Source organism: Clostridium sp. DL1XJH146, from assembly GCF_054819755.1.
Genome location: NZ_JBTVVN010000021.1, coordinates 23751 through 46860 on the forward strand (window position 1 = coordinate 23751; position 23110 = coordinate 46860).

Here is a 23110-nt window from a genome sequence, read left to right on the forward strand (position 1 = left end):
ATCAACACCTTTTATTTAAAATACAATGCACAATGCACAATTAATGATGAAATATTTTAGCAAGCTAAAATATTTCTTTAATCAAATAAACCCAATAAACAACTAATTATTTATTGGGTCCATTTATTTATTATTTTCATTACTTTATTTCTATATTTCTCATATTGATTTATAACTTTCTATCTTTATTAATTCATTCTTATTAATTCATTAGCTCACTAATTTATTTATGGCTCTTAACTCTTCTAGTTCCTTCTGTACTGCTTCATTAATTCATTAGCTCACTAATTTATTTATTCGTTTAATTGCTTTGATTGGTTTTAATGGTTTTAATGGTTTTATTAAATTAAAGATTTTCTGAGGCACGAAGAAAATCAACCACAATTGTGCATTGTGCATTGTGCATTGTGCATTTCTTTTATAATGTGCATTGTGCATTTCTTTTATAATGTGCATTGTGCATTTCTTTTATAATGTGCATTGTGCATTTCTTATAGAAGGTTCATTAGTTTTCAATCCCATACTTTTTACATTTAAGAGAAACAGTTCTATGCGTAAGTCCAAGTGCTTTACCTGCCTTATTAAAGCTACCATATTTTTTCATTGCAGCTTTAATTATTTCCTTCTCATATTCTTCCATAGTTGCAACTCCACCATTGACAGTATTTATTAAATTATAACTTTTCTCTTTGACATTACTTACATACATAGGTAAATCTTTTGCAGTTATAGTGTCGTTATCACAAATGTTTATAGCTCTTTCAATTATGTTTTCTAATTCTCTTATATTTCCTGGCCATTCGTATTTTTGAAATAAATTCAACACTTCATTTTCTATCTCAACTATATGTCGCCCCATTTTATCACTTAATTTATCAATAAAATGCTCAGTTAATATGTTAATATCCTCTTTTCTATTTCTAAGAGGTGGGAGAACTATACTAATAATATTTAATCTATAGTAAAGGTCTTCTCTGAATTCTTCCTTTTTCATCATATCTTCTAAATTTTTATTTGTAGCCGTAATTATCCTTACATCTACTTTCTCAGTTTTCAAACTTCCTATAGGATCAAATTCTTTCTCTTGTAGTACTCTAAGCAGTTTTACTTGCATTGATTTTGGTAAATCACCAATTTCATCTAAAAAAATCGTTCCTCCATTTGCGATAGAAAATTTACCTGGCTTATCCTTTATTGCTCCAGTAAAAGCTCCTTTGCTATATCCAAATAATTCACTTTCAACTAAATTTTCAGGAATAGCTGCACAATTAACTCTAACAAAAGGTTTTTCTACCCTTTCACTACTATTATGAATTGCTTTGGCAATAAGTTCTTTCCCTGTACCACTTTCTCCTCTGATTAAAACATTTGAAGTAAATCTAGATGCTTTATCCGCCATTACAATACAATCTTTTAAACTACTACTATTACCTATTATATTAAAGAAGGAACTATTAAGCTTATTTTGTCTCATTAATTCCCCTTTATAATAGTTTAATTCTTCCTCATATTTATCCAATTTAGTCACAAGTTCTTTTATTTCATCAACAGGCTTTCCTATCGAAATAACCCCTTTAAATTTACCTTCAATAAAAATAGGATGTACACTTGAAATAAGTTTAATTCCTTTTTCCACTGTGATTTTATTATGAATCTTTAATTTTGTATTATATACCTTCATTCTAATGCCATCTGGAGATATTTCTGCTAAATCCTTACCTACAATGTCTTTTTCATCTATATTAAAACATCTTTTATATGCAGGATTTACGTATGTTACTCTTCTTTTCTCATCCACAAAACAAATTAATTCATTGGTAGTTTCTAATATCTTTTTAAACTTTTCATTTAATTCCTTTACACCAACTAGTTCTGAAATATCTTGAAAAATACCTACTGAACCTATTACTTTTTCATTAGAAATTATTGGTGACCTGTTTACTATTACTATATGCTCATTTATATGCTGAATACTTCCAAACTGCTTTTTTTGATTTATTAAAATGTTAGGAAGGTCTGAAGTTGGAATTATATCCTTTACATACTTTCCGATGACTTCTTCACTTTCCTTATCTACAAGATTTAGCCCATAATTATTCATTAAAGTAATATTCGCATCTACATCAATAACAATTATCCCTACTGGGATACTTTGAATTATTTGCTCATTTGCAATAACATTCTCTTCTAGAATAGCATCCAACTTTGTCATCCTAGTTTTATTTTTATTATTATTTAATTCATTTTCAATGTACTCTACTAATTCAACAACTGCTTTTTTTGCAACTAAACTATCTTCTCTACAAGATATTTCAATTTGTTCACCATTCATTATTCTTAAAGAAATTAAAGCTAATATACTTATTGCAATAGGTTCTGAGTTAGTTTTCCTAATATATAGTTCTACTTCACTATGCATTTTTATAGTATCAGCTTTTTGTACTATCATAGCTGCGATTCTTGTATGTATTCCATCTTCCAAATTAATTATAATATTTCTCTTAAACATAGTGGCTCCTTTATTTGATAAAATTTATCCATTTGTTTTTAATTGTTGATAAATTTTATCAGCAATTTTCAAACCCTAATAAGATGCGAGATTTATCTATTGAAATCCATTTATTATTAAAACGTATTCATATTTATGTTGCATCTCATAATTTTTCTGATACTTTTTATCAACTATAAAATATATTTATTTTTTTATTTCTACGCTTAATCCTCGTATAGTCAATTATATCAGTAATACCTTTTGATTTCTACATAATTGGCATAATTATTGCTCTAATATACTTAGGACTAATCTACATTAATACATATAATTTTTACTTTTTATATAAATACTATAATCGAATGGAGGAATTTATTATGATAAACGGAATTGCTGCTTCTAAGGGATATGCAATTGGTAAAATTGTATTAAAAATTGACGAGGAAATAAAAATCACAGATACTAAGGTTTCAGACATTGACGGTGAAAAAGCTAGATTAGATAAAGCACTTGAAGATTCTAAAACTCAACTAGAACTAATAAAGAATAAAGCTGAAAAAGAAATTGGTGCAGATAAAGCTGCCGTTTTTGGAAGTCATATAATGGTTTTAGCAGACCCTGAATTATCTGGAGCTATTATTGCTAAGATTGAAGGAGAATCACTAAACGCAGAGAAAGCTTTAAATGATGTTGTAGAAATGTATGTTAGTATTTTTGCATCAATGGATGATGAGTACATGAGAGAGCGAGCCGCTGACATTAAAGATGTTGGGCTTAGAGTACTTAGGAACTTAGCAGGTGTCAGTGTAGATTCAATGGGAGAAATGGAAGCTAATTCAATAGTTGTTGCACACGATCTAACTCCATCTGATACTGCCCAGCTAGATAAATCAAAAGTAGTTGCTTTCTTAACAAATATCGGTGGAAGAACTTCTCACAGTGCAATTATGGCAAGGACATTAGAAATACCTGCTGTTGTTGGATTAAAAGACATAACTGAAGTAGCTAAAAATGGCGATACCGTTGTTGTTGACGGTGCAGAAGGTGTTGTTATTTTAAATCCATCTGAAAATATAATAAAAGAATATGAAGAAAAAATACAAGTATTTGAAAAAGAAAAAGAAAGACTAAAAACACTTATCTCTGTCAATACAAAAACTAAAGACGGTCGCGAAGTAGATGTTGCCGGTAATATTGGCAAAGCCGAAGACGTTAACCAAGTACTTGAAAATGGCGGAGAAGGTATTGGATTATTTAGAACAGAATTCCTATACATGGATAGAGATTCTATGCCTACAGAGGAAGAACAATTCAAAGCTTACAAGTATGTAACAGAAAAAATGGGTGAAAAACCTGTTGTTATAAGGACTTTAGATATCGGTGGCGATAAACAACTATCCTACTTGGAAATGCCTGAAGAAATGAATCCATTCTTAGGTTATAGAGCTATAAGATTATGTCTTGATAGAACAGACATATTCAAAGTCCAATTAAGAGCCTTACTTAGAGCCTCTAAATTTGGTAATTTAAAAATAATGTTCCCTATGATCTCATCACTTAGTGAATTTCTTCAAGCTAAAGAAGTTTTAAGTGAATGCATGGATGAATTAAAAGCTGAAGGTAAAGAATTCAATGCAAATTTAGAAGTTGGTATGATGGTAGAAATCCCTGCCGCTGCTGTTTGTGCTGATGAATTAGCAAAACATGTAGATTTCTTCTCTATAGGAACTAATGACCTTATTCAATATACATTAGCCGCTGATAGAATGAATGAAAAGGTATCTTACCTTTATGACCCAATGCACCCTGCAGTATTAAGATTAATCAAAATGACTATAGATGCTGCACACGCAGAAGGAAAATGGTGTGGAATGTGTGGCGAAGCTGCTGGAGATGAAAATGTTATCCCTACATTAGTTGAATATGGATTAGATGAGTTCTCTATGAGTGCTACTTCAATTCTAAAAGCAAAAGAAATAATTATGAATTATGACGTTAAAAACTCTTAATTTTACTGAGTGGAGACCTTAAATAATTTTATGAAACAAAGTTTAAAAAGAGCTTACACAATAATGTTAGCTCTTCTTTTTATTCTCGTTTCTATAGATATTTTTGTGACTTCTTTCTTTGTTTTTCTCTATACATCTCATTATCTGCTATACTAACAAAATCTTCAACACTTAACCCTTTAGTATACCTAGCAAATCCAGTGCTAAAACTAATTTTAATTTCTGAAGAAGAATTATTCCTATCTAAACTTTCTGAAGTCGAAGCTATTAGTGCAGTGCATAATTCTAAAGAAGAATTAGGAAAAATAATAAGAAACTCATCTCCACCTAATCTTATTAAAACATCATTTTCTCTAATAACTTCTTTAAGAATTTCAACTGTTTTACTCAAAAGTATATCTCCAGCTTCATGTCCAAATTTGTCATTTACCTCTTTTAAATTATCTACATCAATAAAACAAATAGTTAATCTATCTTCTTCTCTAAATTCATTTATTTCTCTCTCTAATAATTCAAATCCTTTTCTCCTACTGTAGGCTCCTGTCAAAATATCAATAGATGAATGCTGTTCCATTTTCAATTCTCTTATTTTGCTTAATTTCAATTTAATTCTTCCCTCAATAATAAATGCAATCAAAATTATAAATAGAATTATAAATATTATTATAGAAACTTTATTTTTTTCATAAAAATTCTTTTCTTTATTAATCAAAACACTTCCATCTGGTATTGTATTATCTTCAATACCAAATCTATTCATAACAGAATAATCAAACATGTATTCATTTGGACTTTCATAAATTACATCTATTCCATCAACTGATGCACCCTCTAGAATTTTCAGGGCAAGATGGGCTGCTTTTTCCCCTTGTGTATTACCATTTGTAGTTTTTCCACCTAAAACACCACTTCCCAAATAAAAATCCCAAACCACATAAACAGGTACATTTGCACTTCTTGATATCAATTCCCCTGATTTATAATAATCAAAAATATTATTCGATTTGTCCCTGTTAAAGGATAATAGGAGTATCACACTATTTTCATCAAGTTTTGATACGTTATCTAGTAAGTTATTCATATTCATATTTATATCACTATAACAGAAGAATTCTACCCTATCACTATACTTAGGAATTACTTCCTCTAATTTCTCTCTATTAGCTTCACCAGTTGCTGATGTGTCATTTATTACAACAATTTTAGATATATTTTTGTTCTGCTCTAAAGCAATATCAATTGTAGATTCGATATCTATACTTTCAACTACCCCAGTTATATTATCTAGTTCATCTATTTTTGATTCATTTAAATAGTTAATACCACAAAATACTATAGGCGTAGATCCAAAAATTCTTTCTCCATATTTGCTAATAAATTCAAATGCGTCATCATCCGAAACAATCACTATATCATATTTTTTATTATTATATTTGTATTCTAGCAATTCACTTATTTTTTCAATATATATTGGGTCTGAAAATCTTTTAGTATCCATATAATCGTAAGTAAGCTCATATAAATCTTCATTATCAAAAATCTTTTCTATACCTTCTTTAATTCCTTCAACCCAAGTCATATCACTATGATATGAGTTTAAAACAAGTATATTTTTCTTCTCGTCAAATTCTTCATTTATAATAATACTAGAATAAGGAAGTATATCTTTTTCAATAGAAAATCTATCTAATTGTTCATAATCAAATTTATAGTTGCTCCTTTCTCCACTGGATATAGGAATATTGCAAGGATTCTCCCCTTTTAAAATTCTATCAGCATATACTGCTGCTTTACTTCCTTGATAAAATCCACTAGTTAAATTTCCTCCTACTATACCATTGCCTAATAAAAATTCCCATAATCCGTATATAGGTACTGACGATGCTTCTGAAATAATTTTTACGCTCTCATCATAATTAAATTTTTCTCCATCTCCGTCTTCAAAATAAATCATAAACAACACAATACTGTCATTGTCCAATTTTGATACAATATGAGAAATTTCTTCTATATTCATATTGCCAATGGAAATAAAATTAATATCATCTTCATACAAACTTTTAATATCATCAAATTCCTTTTCGATTGCTTTCCCTGTAACAGTAGTATCATTTATAACATAAACATTTTTTACTTCTTTATTTATTTTAAGGGCAAGATCTATAGTTCCTTTAATATCAAACTCTTCTTTGATTCCTGTAAAATTCCTTTTAGTATCTTCCGTATAGTCCTGAAAATAATTGACTCCACAGAAAACAAAAGGAGTATCCCCAAAAATTCTCTCTCCTCTTTCTCTCATAAAATTGTATGCCACATCATCACAGCTTATAATTACATCTATATTTGCATTTTTATATTTCTCCATGTATAGATCACTTAATAAGCCTAAGTATTCTTTGCTACTATTTTTTTGGGTATCCATGTATTCTATAGAAACATCTAAATCTGTTATCTCTGATCCAAAATAAGCTTTAATACCTTGCACAATATCATCAGACCATTTATATCCTTCATGATATGAGCTCAATATAAGTACATTCTTATTAGATTTCACATAATTATTGTAGCCTAAAACAAACTGGCAATTAATATTCATAATTATAAAAACAACAAATGCCAATACTGCTATTTTCACTTTTCTTTTCATTTTTTCACCTACATTTATATATAATCAGTTAAATTATAACATAAATTTCATGTAATTCTATTACAATTATCATATAAATATGTTTTCTATTTAGTAAATAAATATATACTTAATGCAATGTAAAAAATGAAGAGAAATTTAAATAAATCTCTCTTCAAATGATATAAGTTTTCTCCATTTTTTATGTTGTAGATAAATTTAACTCCTCGTTACTATTATTTGTGACTTTAATAGTTTCTTCCTCAATAATTTCTTCTGAAAGATTCTTATTTGCCACAGAAAGCATTAATTTAATTCTATTAAGTTGATTTACCTCAGATGCACCCGGATCATAATCAACAGCTACAATATTAGCTTTTTTATACCTTCTTCTAAGTTCTTTAATCATACCTTTTCCTGTAACATGATTAGGTAGACAAGCAAAAGGTTGTACGCAAACAATATTCTTAACACCGGTCTCAATTAACTCAACCATTTCAGCTGTTAAAAACCAACCTTCCCCTGTTTGATTACCTAAAGACAGTATAGGTTCTGCGCCTTTCCCTAAATTCTTAATAGTTTCAAATGTATTAAATCTTTGACTTTCTTTAAGTGCCTTTTTCATTTCTTTTCTGTATCTCTCTATAAAAGCAATAACTACATCACTTGTAAGCTTAGATTTTAATCCGCCTGACAATTTAGTATATTTAAAGGTTGAATTATATGCACTATACAAGAAAAAGTCTGTTAAATCAGGTACTACAGCTTCTGCCCCTTCTTTTTCTAAAACATCAACAATCTGATTATTTGCCGTTGGATGATATTTAACAAGTATTTCCCCTACTACTCCTACTTTAGGTTTTACAACATTAGATATCGGCAGATTATCAAACTCATCCACTATAGCTCTCATATACTTATTTGCTGTTTTTACATCGCACTCTCTTACAACTTTTTTACACTTTTCCATCCAATGATCATATAATTTATTAGCTGAACCTTCTACAAGTTCATAAGGTCTAACTCGATATAGAACTCTCATAAATAAATCACCAAATAATAGTGATAGTAATCCTTTTTTTGCTATATTTAAATCAAGTTTAAATCCTGGATTACTCTCTAATCCCCCTGCATTTAAAGATATAACAGGTACTTGAGGCATTCCTGCATCTTTTAATGCTTTTCTTAAAAATCCAATATAATTTGTAGCTCTACATCCTCCACCTGTTTGAGTAATTATTAAAGATGTATTATTCAAATCATATTTTCCGGATTTTAATGCTTCCATCATTTGTCCTACAACAATTATAGAAGGATAGCAGGCATCGTTATTTACATATTTCAATCCTTCTTCAACAGCCTTATAATCAACTGAAGGAAGTATTTCAAAGTTATAACCTTCAGAATTAAAAGCTTCTCTTACTAGTGCAAAATGAATAGGTGCCATCTGTGGAGCCAATATAGTATGAGTCTTCTTCATATCTTCTGTAAATGGTACTTTTTCTACGAGCTTATAGCTATTAACTCTTTGAAATCCAGTTTTCTCCCTCTCATCCATAGCTGTTTTCAGTGACCTTACTCTTATTCTAGCCGCACCTAAATTATTAACTTCATCTATTTTCAATGTTGTATATATCTTATCATGACCTTTTAATATTTCTTGTACTTGATCTGTAGTTACGGCATCTAGCCCACAACCAAAAGAGTTCAACTGCACAAGTTCAAGATTATCTTTTTGGGCTACAAAATGCGCTGCTGCATATAACCTTGAATGATATACCCATTGATCTACTATTCTAAGAGGTCTTTGAACTTCCCCTAGATGAGCTATAGAATCTTCAGTTAAAACAGCCATATCAAATTCTGTTATTAAGTCTGCTATACCATGATTAATTTCAGTATCAACATGATATGGTCGTCCTGCTAGTACAATACCTTTCTTACCTGCATCCTCTAAATATTTAAGTACCTCTTCGCCTTTATTTCTCATATCAATTTTAAAGTTATCTCTTTCATCCCAAGCTAATTTTGCTGCATCAAAAATTTCTTTCTTAGATATTCCGAGTACTTTTAATTCCTGATATAATCTTTTAGCAAGTCTTTTTTCTGAATCCATGGGTATAAATGGATTTAAAAATTTAATATTTTTTTCTTTAAGTACATCCATATTATTTTTAATTACTTCTGGATAGGATGTAACAATTGGACATGAATATTTATTATCTGCTCCCTCTTGTTCCTTTTCATCAACTACTACACATGGATAAAAAATAAAATTTATTCCCTTATTAATAAGGTCCATAATATGACCATGTGCTATTTTAGCAGGATAACAAGCAGATTCAGAAGGAATAGTTTCCATGCCTAACTCATAAATCGCCTTCGATGACCTCGAAGACAGCTTAACAGAAAATCCAAGTTCAGTAAAAAATCTATGCCAATATGGATAATTTTCATACATATTTAAAACTCTAGGTATTCCAACACTGCCCCGTTTTGCTTTATCTTCATCAATTGACTTATAATCAAATACTCTTTTATATTTATAATCAAATAGATTAGGTATTTCTTTTTTCCCACTAGTAATACCTTTCCCTCTTTCACATCTATTACCAGAAATGAATTTTCTGTTATCATTAAAAGTATTAATAGTAAGTAAGCAGTTGTTACCACATTTACCACACCTCTGCAAAGTAGTTTTTGCTTCAAAACACTCCAATTGTTCTAATGGTAAAATGGTAGTTTGTTCACCCTCAATATATCTTTCTTTACTTATAAGTGCTGCTCCAAAAGCTCCCATAAGCCCTGCTATATCAGGCCTTATTACTTCCATATCTGCTATTAGCTCAAAACTTTTTAAAATGGCATCATTATAAAAAGTACCACCCTGAACAATAACTTTACTTCCAATCTCATCTGCTTTTCTCATTTTAATTACTTTATAAATTGCATTTTTTATAACTGAATAAGACAGCCCTGATGAAATATCACCTACTGTTGCTCCTTCTTTTTGAGCTTGCTTAACTCTTGAATTCATAAAAACAGTACATCTAGATCCTAAATCAATAGGTTCCTTTGAAAAAATAGCTTCTTTTGCAAATTCAGGAGTAGACATATCCAAGGATTTTGCAAAGGTTTCTATAAAGGATCCACATCCTGATGAACAAGCCTCGTTTAACAAAATATCTTCTATAATACCATTGTTAACTCTCATAAACTTCATATCTTGTCCACCAATATCTAATATTGATTCAACTCCAGGCAAGAAAAAATTTGCTGCTTTATAATGAGCCATTGTTTCTATTTCACCAACATCTACTTTTAATGCCGTCTTTATTATACCTTCGCCATAACCAGTAACTGTAGTTTTTACTATTTTTACTCTTTTAGGTAATTTCAAATACAATTCCTTAAGTACTTTTATAACTACTTTTAAAGGACTTCCTTCATTACTGCCATAATATGAATATAAAAGCTCTCCTTCCTCACCAATTAATGCAATCTTAGTTGTTGTAGAACCCGCATCAATTCCTAAATATGCATTCCCATTATATTCTTCTAAGCTTCCTCTTTTAACCCTATTTTGATTATGTCTATTTGTAAAATCATCATATTCTTTTTCATCTTTAAACAATGGTCTTAATCTTTGAACTTCATTACTTTTTTGATTTTTTATATTGATAATTCTATCGAAAAGTTCTTCAAAATATATAGGGTTCTCTTCTTCAGATAATAGAGCTGCACCTATTGCTACAAATAATTTAGCATCCTTTGGAAAAATAATTTGTGAATTTTCTAACTTCAATGTTTCTTTAAATCTAAGCCTTAATTCGGATAAAAAAGAAAGTGGTCCTCCTAAAAAGGCTATATTTCCTCTTATTTGCTTACCACAAGCAAGCCCACTAATAGTTTGATTGACTACTGCTTGAAAAATAGACGCTGCTATATCTTCCTTAGATGCTCCTTCATTTAACAATGGTTGCACATCTGTTTTTGCAAACACTCCACATCTCGATGCTATAGGATAAATTACTTTTTTATTTTTAGCAAGTTCATTTAAGCCCTGCGCATCCGTTTGTAGCAAAACAGCCATCTGATCTATAAAAGCACCAGTTCCACCTGCACATGTACCATTCATTCTTTGTTCTATACTTTCTCCAAAGAATGTAATCTTTGCATCTTCACCACCAAGCTCTATAGCAACATCTGTTTCTGGAATCATATCTTCAACAGTTTTTGAACACGCAATTACCTCCTGTTCAAACTTAACTTCCAACCACTTTGCAAGAGATAATCCTCCAGAGCCTGTTACACATATTGTAACTTGATATCCTTTAAATTTTACGGCTACTTCTGTTATTAAATCTATAATAGTTTTTTTAATATCAGAAAAATGTCTTTTATAAGAACTAAATACCATATTATTATTACTATTTAATACTATAAGTTTTACTGTGGTAGAACCAACATCAAGGCCCATTTTATAATTTTTGTTCATACTTATTACAGCCTAAGCTGTTTTCACCTCCGGTATTATATATACATAATTTCCATAATAATCTACTCAACAATTATATCACTTTTTTAGTGTTATATTATTAAAAATTCATTAATTATTTCAAAGTAATCATTTTCAATTACAACAAAAAAGAAATTTTCTAGCCTATGCTAAAAAATTTCTTTTATAGTTATCTTTTTTTAATTATCCTTTATATAATTTGCAATTGATGTTGATTTTCTTACCTTAATCAAAAATTGCAAATATAGTATGCTTATAAGGATTTTTTCAAAATCTCAACAATATCTTTTTTATCTAATACAACAAAATTTCCTACCTGTCTATAATCAACCGCATTTCGAGCTATTTTTTCAAACTCCGAATCATCTATTCCTAACTCTTTTAAATTTTTCTCTACCCCTAAAGATACAAAGAATTCTCTAGTTTTAGCAATAGCTTCATTTGCTGCTTTGTATTTATCTTCATAAGATATTCCCCATACATTGACAGCATACTCATAAAATTTATCTATTGTGTTATAACCTAATACATATTCCATCCAATTTGGTATCAATATTGCAAGTCCTACCCCATGAGTAATATCATATTCTCCACTTATTTCATGTTCTATACTATGAACAGCCCAATCTGTAATTTTACCATAAGATAATAATTCATTTAACGCCAATGTAGAAGACCACATCAAATTCGCTCTTGCTTCATAATTATCCTGTTCATTCAAAGCTATTGGAGCATAATGAATACATGTTTTAATAATCGCTTCAGCCATTCTATCTTGAAGGTAAGTACCTTTAGTTGGACTAAAATATTGCTCAAATACATGACTTATTATATCAATTGTACCAGCTGCTGTTTGATATTTAGACACACTGTATGTCAAAGTAGGATCTAAAACAGCAAATTTAGGTTTAATCAAAGGGCTTTTTGCAGGAAGCTTTCTTTTTTCATCTTCTTTACTAAGCACAGCATTTCCATTCATTTCAGTTCCTGTAGCTGCAAGTGTAAGAACTACTCCTACAGGCAATGCTTTTTCAATGATGGCCTTCCCTATACAAAAATCCCAAGGGCTTCCCTCATAATAATTACCCGCTGCAATAAGTTTAGAACTATCGATTACAGAGCCTCCACCAACAGCTAAGATAAAATCAAGTTTTTTCTCCCTTACAATTCTTATTCCTTCTTCTACTTTTGAAACTAAGGGATTAGCTTTAACCCCACTTAATTCCTCAAAATATATATTATTATCTTCAAAAAGTTTTACTATTTTTGAGTATAAGCCTATCTTTTTTATACTTCCTCCACCATAAACTAATAAAACTTTAGAACCATATTTTTTTATTTTTTCTGGTAATACTTCTACCTGTCCTTCTCCAAAAAAAGCTTCTGTTGGAATTGAATAATTAAAATTTTTCAAAAAATCATCCTCCTACATTATTTCTTTCATAATAACACCATATTCATCATTATTTTTAACTTTTTTATTAAACTTATTAAGGATTATATAAGAAACACCAAAAAAAGCCATTCCTATAATAAAGGCATACAATTCGTAATTTACATTACCTAAAGATTTAAAAACAGAATATCCGATTACGCTACCTATAACTAACATTATTAAAGGAAGTCCATAAGCAAAAAACATCATTTTATTGAAGGAGCTATTCTTCATTTCCACCTTTACATTATCTCCAACTTTTGCATTCAAAGTATTTTTCACTTCAACTGTAACAAAATTAGCATTACACTCCATTTTACAAGAATTACAATTTTCACCACATCCTGATTTTCTAATAAATTGTACACTTGCTTCTTTATTTACTATCTTCGTTACTACTCCTGTTTCTAACATTATAATCTCCTTTCTATTTCTTTTTTTTAGCCTTCTTTTTTTTATCTTCTTCTTTTTTGTACATTTCACTAAATTTTTCATATGAGCCAACTATAATCTTATCCTTAGGTATATATAATATCATATTATTATTCTGAACCAAAATAATTTTTGAAAACATTGGGCTCTCATCAATTAGAATTATTTTCTGATTATCTGTTGTTATTCTAAAATCATTTCCATAAACTATAGTTTTATTGTCCCCTAATTTATAGAATCTAATATCTGATTTTTCCAGTTTTCTTATTTTAAAAATATAGATTAAATAAGGATATACAAAATAAGCAATTCCAAACACCAAAAACAATACTCCCCATATTTTAGCCCAGCCTGAGAAGCCTTTTATAAAAATACCTCCAACAATCAAGAAAACCGCACCATAAAATAAATACCTTTTTACAGAATAATATTCTGCTTTTACAAAATTTAAAAGATCCATTTTATCTACACTATACTTTAATAACAAATCATCTTCTTTAACATCTTCTTTTTCTTTCTGAAAATTATCTATCTTATTTCTCAATGTCCTAATAAAACTGTCTATATTACCTTTTTCAATACTTTCTTTAGGAATCACTTCTTCAGAAGTAAATTTATTATCCCCTGAAAAAGGTTTTATTCTAACAATATACTCATCTTCTTCTATAGCTGCAATTGAATATAACGGTATATTTTGCTTCATATTATTACCATAATTAAATGCCAATCTATCGTCAAATAAAGAAATAATAACTTTACTATCTTTAATTTTCTTAAAATTCTTTAATATCATTACATAAGGTGCAATTGTATATATTATCCCCGCCGCTGCCAAAAGAATCCCTAAAACTTGACTCATTGTAAGCACCACTATACCTAACATAACAAATACAGGACCAATAATTTTATTAGCCAATCTACTATAATACCTCTTTAGTACTGTTCTTATCCACTGACTTCTTTCAATATTGTATACTAGTTCCATTTTAAAGAAATTCTCTTTTTTTGCCATAGTTTATCATCCTTTCTTTACTTTTAATAATTTGTCATCTGCATTAAATGATATTGTTTACACACATACCTGAAATTGCTCTGCACATATATTATACATTAAAAAAAATGATTTTAAAAATAAAAAACATAAAATACACAATATAATGAATAATCTACATTTAATCTTTTAAAAAAACAAAATATAATTTTCCCAGAAATATTTAAGTATTAAATTAATATATATTGCAGTAATTAAAAAAATATTGACTTTTTATGTTAGTATTGCTAAAATATAAATGAGTTAAGTCGAATTTTGTTTAGGAGGATGGTTGATATGAAATCTACAGGAATAGTTAGAAAAGTTGACGAACTTGGAAGAATCGTTATACCTATCGAGTTAAGAAGAACACTTGATATTAATATCAAAGATCCATTAGCTATATATGTTGATGGGGATCAAATTATATTAATGAAGTACAACCCTTCATGTATCTTCTGTGGTGATGCTAAAGATATTATTCATTTCAAAGGTAAAAACATTTGTGAAAATTGTCTTGTGAAAATTAAAGAAGACCTATAGAAGCACCTCTTACGAGGTGCTTTCTTCAACAATATCTGCACTTACCAAATCTTCTATTCTTTTAGCAAGTTCGTAACTAAGCTTTTCTACATCAGAAATATTTTTAGCTTCAGCATAAAGCCTACAGTAAGGCTCATCTGCATCAGGAAGAATTAATGCCCAAGCATCCTCATAATTGAGTTTCACCCCTTCAATCAATTCAATAGATTTTGATGGATTTTCTTCTATTATATTTCTCATAACTTTGCCTTTTAAATTCCATGGACAGCATATTTTTAACTTTTTATTGAAATATTTAGGGAATTTACTGATTATTTCTTCCACATTTGTATTTAAGGTAGCCATAAAATTTATAAGTAATGCTAAAGTATGAATAGCGTCTAATGAAAGCAAATAAGAATTCATCACTTCATTTTCTGTAAGCATTGGCTCATTTTTTAAATAAACTTCTGCAATCTCTTTTAATGATATTTTTGATCTAATAAATTTAGTATCGCAAATTTTTGCAACAGTTTCTGTTATTTCTGATGCCGTTACTGGTACTACTAATGTTTTTAACCTAGATGATTTAAGCATTATAAAATATTTAAGTGCATCATACATATCATCTTTTATTATTCTACCCTTTTGGTCAACAATAACAGCGTCTTCACCTTCGTCTCTTATAAATATTCCTAAATCTGCTCCACATTCCACGACTTCTTTGCTCAATCCATATAAATCCTTATAATTATTATACATTTTAACATTTATATTTATTTCACTAAGAATTTTATGGACAGTCAAACTTAGCAAAGGATTTCTTGCACTTAAAACGATTCTGTATCTAAGTTTTCTTATTTTATCTATGGACAATTTGTTAATCAAGGATCTTATATAAAATTCTTGCATATCAGAAAAATGAATGATCTGTTTAAATTCATCACTTTTAACTCTTCTAAAATCTTCTCTTGTAAAATTATTTTCTATTTTTCTTTGCATAATTTTATTAATATCTATACCATTGTTATCCATAAAAACTATAGTAACATTTTGTTTTTCCTCTTTATCAGAATATACATGTATCGAGCCATCAACGCCAAAGAAAACTGAAGCAAATCTAGCCATCGATGTAGTAACTCTCTTCAAATCATAGACCTCTGCTCCAATTGATAACAAACCAGTAGCTAATGAATATTTAAGCATTTGAGCTGCACCATCATCGGAACAACTTATAGCAACCCTTGCTCCATACTTTAACAGCGCTCCATATGCCGAACCTAGCTTACACACAAATTCTGGAGTAATATCAACATTTATTTCACCGGTTACTTTATTCTTACTAAACAAAGATTTTGAAAATTTTCCTCCCCAAATAACATTTGCCTTTACTACGGTGCTATCTTCAATTACCTTATTTGGCCAAATTTTCACTCCGGGCTTAACAATAGATCGTGACCCTACAATTGTTTCATCACCTATTGAGGCCTGTTCAAAAACAGAAGCCCTTGACTCTAATTGTACACTTTTGCTAAGAACCGCACCTCTTATTTCCGCATTATCTCCAATATAACAAAAATCCATAATTATACTTCTTTTTATAGTACTTCCATTTGATATTATATTATTTCTACCAATAATAGAATATGGACCTATTTCAGCTCCTTCATATATCTTAGTATTGTCTCCAATAAAGACTGGTGGCGTTAATTTTACTCTTTCATCGACCTCACAATTGTCACCTATCCAAATACCTTCTTTAATCTTAACTCCATTAATTTCTACTTCAATTATTCCTTTTAAAACATCAATTTGACACTTAGAGTATTGCTCTATATTTCCAATATCACACCAATATTTTTTTGTCATATACCCAAAAATAGGTTCACTATTATTTAATAAAATTGGGAATAAGTCATTACTAAAATCAAATTTTTGCTCTTTTTCATAATAATTAAAGATCTCTGGTTCTAAAATATATATTCCTGTATTAACATTATCACTAAAAACTTCACTCCAGCTCGGTTTCTCTAAAAACTCATTTATTCTACCATCTCTTTCAGTAACCACAACTCCATATTCTAAAGGTACGGCTACCTCTTTTAATACAATTGTAGCAGTAGATTTTTTTTCTTTATGATACTCTAATGCAGCTGTTAAATCCATATCTGTTAATGAATCTCCACTAATTACAATAAATGTATCATCTAGAAAAACTTCTGCATTCTTTACGCTCCCTGCTGTTCCAAGTGGTTTCTCTTCTACAAAATATGAAATGTTTACCCCAAAATCTTTGCCATCACCAAAATAATTAATCACTTCATCTGGCAAATACTGAAGTGTAACTCCAATTTCTTTAATATTATGTTTCTTCAATAATTTTATAGTATATTCCATTATTGGTTTACCTAATATAGGCATCATTGGTTTTGGTATATTACAAGTAAGTGGTCTTAGTCTATTACCCTTTCCTCCTGCCATAATAATAGCTTTCAACAAATCACCTCTCTAGATTTCTTATTTCTTATCTTTGATTTTCAACGTCCCATTCACTCCCATCAGCCTCTTCTAACACCTGTCTATACATAACCGACGTCATCTCAGCAACTTTATCCCATGTGTATTTGTCATTTACTAATTTTTTTGCATTAATAGTTAATCTTTCAGATAAATCCTTATCTTTTAATAATTGTATGGCATTATCTTTTAAACTGTATTGATTTCCTGCTATAAAAGTTAAACCAGAGCTTCTGTTTTCTATAATCTCTGAAAAGCCCCCTACATCTGATACCAGGACAGGACATCCCGCTGCCATAGCTTCAAGAGCTACAATTCCAAAAGGTTCATATCTTGAAGGAAATATTGCCACATCAGCAACTTTATAAATTTTATTTTTAACAATTTCATCCATATATCCAGTAAAAATAATTCTATTCTCTAAGCCTAAAGCTCTAACCTTATCTCTTAATTCATTAGTTAAAGGTCCAACTCCAGATATAACAAATTTAACATCATTATATCCTTCTATTATTCCTGGTGAAGCATTTATTAAAATGTCTATTCCCTTTTCATAAACATGTCTCCCTATATAAAATATTAATTTTTCATTATCCTGTGCATAATTCCTTCTAAAGTCAATTTTATCAAAGATAATATCAAAACTTTCAGCCTTTACTCCATTTGGTATAACGCATATTTTTTCCCACAAAGTCGAAAATAATTGATTCACTTGAGTTTTCATATAATTACTACAAACAATAACTTTCCAAGATTCATTTGTTAACAATTCTTCAACAGAAGAAATATACTTTTGCATTTCTGTTCTTATTCCATTGTTTCTCCCATATTCAGTAGCATGAATAGTACTAACCATAGGTATTCTATATGAATATTTCAAAGTCTTTCCGGCAAAAGCTGTTAGCCAATCATGTACATGTATAACATCCATTCTACCAAATCTTTTAATCAAGTATATTGCTTCTTCAATCATGGCAAAATTCAAATGTTGTACCCAATGAACAAAGTTATTAGTTTCTATTTTATAAGGCACTACTCTATGAACATAAACTCCATTGTCATATTCATCTAAAGGAGCAGAACCTTCGATACAAGTTATTACATGAACCTCATTTCCCTTATATGCTAATTGATGTGCCAAATAATAAACATGATTTGATAATCCCCCTACATTTTTAGGTGGATATTCCCATGATAGCATTAAAATTTTCATTATTTTTTCCCCCACTAACTCTATTAAACTTTTGTATACTTATAATTATAAGTTATTTTCTTTATTATGGAAATAACTTTCTTTACTCAAAACTCTTTATATTATTACAATATAACACTTATTTTTCACAAACAAATACTATATTTTAAAAAATATTAATGCACAATTCTTTTTGAAAGATAATTTGCAATTTGCAATTTGCAATTTGCAATTGTGGATGATTTTCTTCCCTTTGGTCAGAAAATCTTTATTTTATAATTGATTAAAAGATTTTGCATAGCAAAATCATCCTATATAATAAAAAAGACCGTTCAAAACAGAAATTACTTTCCATTCAAAACAGTCTTTGTATAAGATGATTTTCTCATTCTTTAAAGGTCTTTTTATTAATTAAAGATTCTCCGAAGAATGAGGAGAATCATCCTTAATTGTGCATTGTGCATTGTGCATTGTGCATTCGAATTTAATGTGAATTGTGCATTCGAATTTAATGTGCATTGTTCATTCGAATTTAATATGCATTATGTCTTGTTTCCTATTTCTTAAATTCACCTTTAAGAAGATCTCCAATAGCTGCTATAGAACCAAGTGAAGATAATGTTTCATTTGGAAGTATAAGTTTGTTAGCTGGTCCATTTGCCATTTCTTTAAGAGCCTCTACTTGTTTTAAGGCAATTACTGTTTCATTTGTACCTGATTCAATAATAGCACTATTAACATTTCTAATTGCTTGTGCATCCGCTAGTGCAACTATTTCAATAGCTTTAGCTTTACCTTCTGCTTCAAGTAATTGAGCTTCTTTTAATCCTTCTGCTTCAAGAATTCTAGCTCGCTTTTCACCTTCAGCTTTTTCTATTTCACTTTGTCTAGCACCTTCTGCTTCTAAAATAAATGCACGCTTATTTCTTTCTGCTTTCATTTGTTTTTCCATTGCTTGTTGAATTTCAACTGGTGGATTAATATTCTTAATTTCAACTGAAAGTATTTTAATACCATATGCATCCGTTATTTGGTCAATTATTTCTAGTAATTTTGAATTTATTCTATCTCTTCCTGATAATACTTGGTCTAATGTCATTTCACCAACAATATTTCTCATATTAGTTATTGTTGAATAAACAATACCTGATTTATAATCCTCAATATTGTAAACAGCATCTTTAGGAACTATTACTTTGTAGAAAATTACGTTATCAATAGATATTTTAACATTGTCTAATGTAATAACACTTTGTGGTTGAATATCTAAAATTTGTTGCTTTGTAGATATTTTCCTTCTTACAAAATCAAAGAATGGAAGAGTTAAATGCCACCCTGGTTCTAATGTCCTATGATATTGACCAAACCTCTCTACGATAAAAACTTGCCCTGTGTGAACTATCTTAATAGAAGAAACAAATGAAACTAAAATAAGTATTATCAAAATGCCAATAAAAATGTTACCCATAATATATCCTCCTTAAATTTTATTATTTTTATTAATTTTATTTAACTTTTTCAACTAACAATTTAGTACCTTCTAGACCTACAATTTTGGCTTCATCGCCTTTTTCTATTACTTCACCAACATTTTTAGCTGTCCAATATATTCCTTCATATTTAATTAATTGTTCTTTTTCTATTTCTACTTCTGCTACAAAAACATGTCCAATATAAGATTGCTCCATTGTTGGTGTAAATGGAACTGTATCTTTGATAGTTCTTTTGACAATTGGATATCCTATCAACATACATATTAAACTTACTGCAATAAAAACTATTATTTGAATTGAAAAACTAATCTGTGCTAATACCAATACGATTGCAACAATTCCTCCAATTGTAAACCAAATGAAGAAAAATGATGAAGTAACAGCATCAATAACCAAAGCTGCTACGGCAATTATTATCCAAATAAGAAGCTGTGCCCATAACATTATTGTAACCTCCTTTTATTTAAGATATTATACTTTTATTATATATCATAAATTTTTTTTAATAAACAGAAATATTATTTTATAGCTAATCCATCAAAATTAAAGTTTGTAATACAATATTGCTTTTAAAAGAAATTATTTTTATTAGGAAAATATAAAATATTTTCTTTTGTTAATATATTTATATTATAACATATTTAAAATTATTTTTAAAGTTTTATTTTATTCTATAAAAGGTTATCTAATACCGTTTAAGGTTGTTTAGTTTAACATATGTATAGTTTATTCATTTTTCCTTTAATTCTCTACGCTCCTCATGTAATGCTTTTTATTGACATCTATTTTCTAAAAGTGTACTTTATTATTAGACAAATATTTATTAGAATAAATTTCAAAAATCATTTTATGAAAATTTTATAGAATGTAGAGGTTATTCAAAGAAAGGGGTAAAAATATGAATTTTATAAAAGTGTCAACTGGTTGTCCAAAAACAAGAGTTGCTGATATAGATTACAACTTAAAAAAAATTGAAGAATGCATTGATTTAGCAATAGACCAACAAGCAAAGCTATTAGTTTTACCTGAACTCGCCATAACTTCATATACATGCGCAGACTTATTCAATCAACAACATTTATTGGATAAATCTGAAGAAGCCATAAGAGAATTATGTCGATTTTCCAATAATAAAGATATATTAATTTCTGTAGGCGCTCCATTACTGAATGAATCTATACTTTATAATTGTGCCTATGTTATTTTCAACGGTAAAATTTTAGGAATAATACCCAAAAGTTATATACCAAATAATTCAGAATTCTATGAGAAACGTTGGTTTTCTAGAGGAAGTAAGATAACATCACGGTATATAAATTTATTTTTCCAAGAAAATATTCCTTTTGGTACAAATTTAATATTTAAAAGTGGTAATTTTAAATTTGGGTTTGAAATTTGTGAAGACTTATGGTCTGTAATTCCACCAAGCTTAAGACTAGCTCTTATGGGAGCAAACATAATAGGAAACTTATCTTCCTCTAATGAACTTGTTAGTAAATCAACCTATAGAAAAAACCTTGTTCAATCTCAAAGTGCTAGATGCATAGCTGCTTATTTATATTCTTCAACTGGCGTTTATGAATCCTCTACAGATTTAGTTTTTAGTGGCCATATGCTAATATCTGAAAATGGAGCTATTCTCAATGAAAACGAAAGATTTTCTAGAGAAAATGAAGTTATGACTTCAATTATTGATGTAGATAAATTAAATAATGAAAGAATTACTAACATTACTTTTAGAGATAGTATTATTGATGATAATTTAGAACCAGTAACTATTCCTTTTACATTTACTAATGTTAGAGTTGACAATTTTGATAGATTTATTGATATGCACCCATTTGTTCCATCAAATGAACTAGAGAGAGAAATAAGGTGCAAAGAAATTTTCAGCATACAAACAGCAGCTCTTGCTAAAAGACTTACTCATATAGGTTGCAAAAAAACTGTTGTTGGTATTTCAGGAGGTCTTGATTCTACCTTAGCTTTACTTGTAATGGTTAAAACATATGATCTTCTAGATATCCCTAGAGAAAATATAATCACAGTAACTATGCCTGGCTTTGGAACTACTGATAGAACCTATTGGAATGCAGTTAATCTTTGTAAAAAACTTGGAACTGATTTTAGAGAAATAAACATAGTTGATGCATGTCTTCAACACTTTAAAGATATAGGTCATCCAATAGAAAACCACGATGTAACTTATGAAAATGTTCAAGCAAGAGAAAGAACTCAAATTCTTATGGACCTTGCAAACAAAGAAAAAGGAATACTTGTAGGCACAGGAGATTTATCAGAAATTGCTTTAGGTTGGGCTACATATAATGGAGACCACATGTCTATGTACTCTGTAAACTGCTCTGTTCCAAAAACTCTTGTTAGATATTTAGTTAAATATGTTGCTGATAGAGAAGTAACACAAGATATATCAGATATACTAATTGATATTCTTGAGACCCCTGTAAGCCCTGAATTGTTACCTAAAGATTCCAGTGGCGAAATAACTCAAAAAACAGAGGATATTGTGGGTCCTTACGAGCTTCATGACTTCTTTTTATACTATTTCATAAGACACAGTGCTAAACCCGAAAAAATTATTTTCCTTGCAAATAATGCTTTCAAAAATAAGTATAGTGAAGAAGTAATCCAAAAATGGTTTGATAAATTCATAAAAAGATTTTTTACTCAACAATTTAAAAGATCAGCAATTCCAGATGGTCCAAAAGTAGGTACAATAAGTCTTTCACCTAGAGGAGATTGGAGAATGCCTTCTGATGCAAGTTATAATACTTGGCTAAAATAGATACTAACTAGACAATCTAGAAAGCATTTTAACTAATA

At 29.2% G+C, this 23110-nt stretch carries 13 protein-coding genes; 3 read left to right on the forward strand and 10 right to left on the reverse strand.

Annotated features, from left to right (window positions below):
- Positions 1 to 505 precede the first annotated feature (505 nt).
- A complete protein-coding gene (locus ACVHXK_RS11305; protein WP_461206503.1) occupies positions 506 to 2509 on the reverse strand; it encodes a sigma 54-interacting transcriptional regulator in 2004 nt (667 codons plus the stop codon).
- A 359-nt stretch (positions 2510 to 2868) separates the two neighbouring features.
- Here ACVHXK_RS11305 and ptsP point away from each other — a divergent pair, with 359 nt between their 5' ends.
- Positions 2869 to 4500, forward strand: coding sequence for a phosphoenolpyruvate--protein phosphotransferase (gene ptsP, locus ACVHXK_RS11310; RefSeq protein WP_461206504.1), 1632 nt, complete (start codon positions 2869 to 2871; stop codon positions 4498 to 4500).
- A 91-nt stretch (positions 4501 to 4591) separates the two neighbouring features.
- On the opposite strand, the gene ACVHXK_RS11315 is transcribed toward ptsP, so the two are convergent.
- The 5 genes from ACVHXK_RS11315 to ACVHXK_RS11335 all read right to left on the reverse strand — a co-directional run bounded on the left by ACVHXK_RS11315 (position 4592) and on the right by ACVHXK_RS11335 (position 14524).
- Positions 4592 to 7147 (reverse strand): ABC transporter substrate binding protein, encoded by a 2556-nt coding sequence (locus ACVHXK_RS11315; RefSeq protein WP_461206505.1) that lies wholly within the window; start codon positions 7145 to 7147, stop codon positions 4592 to 4594.
- A gap of 181 nt (positions 7148 to 7328) precedes the next feature.
- Positions 7329 to 11624, reverse strand: coding sequence for an acyl-CoA dehydratase activase-related protein (locus tag ACVHXK_RS11320; protein ID WP_461206506.1), 4296 nt, complete (start codon positions 11622 to 11624; stop codon positions 7329 to 7331).
- Between the two features lie 274 nt (positions 11625 to 11898).
- Positions 11899 to 13059, reverse strand: coding sequence for an iron-containing alcohol dehydrogenase (locus ACVHXK_RS11325; protein WP_461206507.1), 1161 nt, complete (start codon positions 13057 to 13059; stop codon positions 11899 to 11901).
- Positions 13060 to 13071: 12 nt separating this feature from the next.
- Positions 13072 to 13494, reverse strand: coding sequence for a SoxR reducing system RseC family protein (locus ACVHXK_RS11330; protein WP_461206508.1), 423 nt, complete (start codon positions 13492 to 13494; stop codon positions 13072 to 13074).
- 13 nt (positions 13495 to 13507) lie between these two features.
- Entirely contained in the window at positions 13508 to 14524 is a 1017-nt protein-coding gene (locus tag ACVHXK_RS11335) for a hypothetical protein (protein WP_461206509.1), read from the reverse strand.
- A gap of 315 nt (positions 14525 to 14839) precedes the next feature.
- Between ACVHXK_RS11335 and ACVHXK_RS11340 the strand changes: the two genes are divergently transcribed.
- On the forward strand, positions 14840 to 15085 hold the full coding sequence (locus ACVHXK_RS11340; RefSeq protein WP_461206510.1) for an AbrB/MazE/SpoVT family DNA-binding domain-containing protein: 246 nt from the start codon (positions 14840 to 14842) through the stop codon (positions 15083 to 15085).
- 9 nt (positions 15086 to 15094) lie between these two features.
- On the opposite strand, the gene ACVHXK_RS11345 is transcribed toward ACVHXK_RS11340, so the two are convergent.
- From ACVHXK_RS11345 to ACVHXK_RS11360, 4 genes are all read right to left on the reverse strand, one after another.
- The gene (locus tag ACVHXK_RS11345) at positions 15095 to 17560 is read right to left on the reverse strand and encodes a sugar phosphate nucleotidyltransferase (protein ID WP_461206511.1); all 2466 of its coding nucleotides are present in this window, start codon (positions 17558 to 17560) and stop codon (positions 15095 to 15097) included.
- Positions 17561 to 17588: 28 nt separating this feature from the next.
- Positions 17589 to 18794 (reverse strand): glycosyltransferase family 4 protein, encoded by a 1206-nt coding sequence (locus tag ACVHXK_RS11350; RefSeq protein WP_461206512.1) that lies wholly within the window; start codon positions 18792 to 18794, stop codon positions 17589 to 17591.
- 535 nt (positions 18795 to 19329) lie between these two features.
- Positions 19330 to 20241, reverse strand: coding sequence for an SPFH domain-containing protein (locus ACVHXK_RS11355; RefSeq protein ID WP_461206513.1), 912 nt, complete (start codon positions 20239 to 20241; stop codon positions 19330 to 19332).
- A 37-nt stretch (positions 20242 to 20278) separates the two neighbouring features.
- On the reverse strand, positions 20279 to 20710 hold the full coding sequence (locus ACVHXK_RS11360; RefSeq protein WP_461206514.1) for an NfeD family protein: 432 nt from the start codon (positions 20708 to 20710) through the stop codon (positions 20279 to 20281).
- Between the two features lie 454 nt (positions 20711 to 21164).
- Here ACVHXK_RS11360 and ACVHXK_RS11365 point away from each other — a divergent pair, with 454 nt between their 5' ends.
- A complete protein-coding gene (locus ACVHXK_RS11365) occupies positions 21165 to 23072 on the forward strand; it encodes an NAD(+) synthase (protein WP_461206515.1) in 1908 nt (635 codons plus the stop codon).
- Positions 23073 to 23110 lie beyond the last annotated feature (38 nt).

Excerpts from the sequence above, each read along its gene's own strand:
- ACVHXK_RS11305 (WP_461206503.1), bottom strand. The coding sequence starts at position 2,509 with ATGTTTAAGAGAAATATTATAATTAATTTGGAAGATGGAATACATACA.
- ptsP (WP_461206504.1), top strand. The coding sequence starts at position 2,869 with ATGATAAACGGAATTGCTGCTTCTAAGGGATATGCAATTGGTAAAATT.
- ACVHXK_RS11315 (WP_461206505.1), bottom strand. The coding sequence starts at position 7,147 with ATGAAAAGAAAAGTGAAAATAGCAGTATTGGCATTTGTTGTTTTTATA.
- ACVHXK_RS11320 (WP_461206506.1), bottom strand. The coding sequence starts at position 11,624 with ATGAACAAAAATTATAAAATGGGCCTTGATGTTGGTTCTACCACAGTA.
- ACVHXK_RS11330 (WP_461206508.1), bottom strand. The coding sequence starts at position 13,494 with ATGTTAGAAACAGGAGTAGTAACGAAGATAGTAAATAAAGAAGCAAGT.
- ACVHXK_RS11335 (WP_461206509.1), bottom strand. The coding sequence starts at position 14,524 with ATGGCAAAAAAAGAGAATTTCTTTAAAATGGAACTAGTATACAATATT.
- ACVHXK_RS11340 (WP_461206510.1), top strand. The coding sequence starts at position 14,840 with ATGAAATCTACAGGAATAGTTAGAAAAGTTGACGAACTTGGAAGAATC.
- ACVHXK_RS11350 (WP_461206512.1), bottom strand. The coding sequence starts at position 18,794 with ATGAAAATTTTAATGCTATCATGGGAATATCCACCTAAAAATGTAGGG.
- ACVHXK_RS11355 (WP_461206513.1), bottom strand. The coding sequence starts at position 20,241 with ATGGGTAACATTTTTATTGGCATTTTGATAATACTTATTTTAGTTTCA.
- ACVHXK_RS11360 (WP_461206514.1), bottom strand. The coding sequence starts at position 20,710 with ATGTTATGGGCACAGCTTCTTATTTGGATAATAATTGCCGTAGCAGCT.
- ACVHXK_RS11365 (WP_461206515.1), top strand. The coding sequence starts at position 21,165 with ATGAATTTTATAAAAGTGTCAACTGGTTGTCCAAAAACAAGAGTTGCT.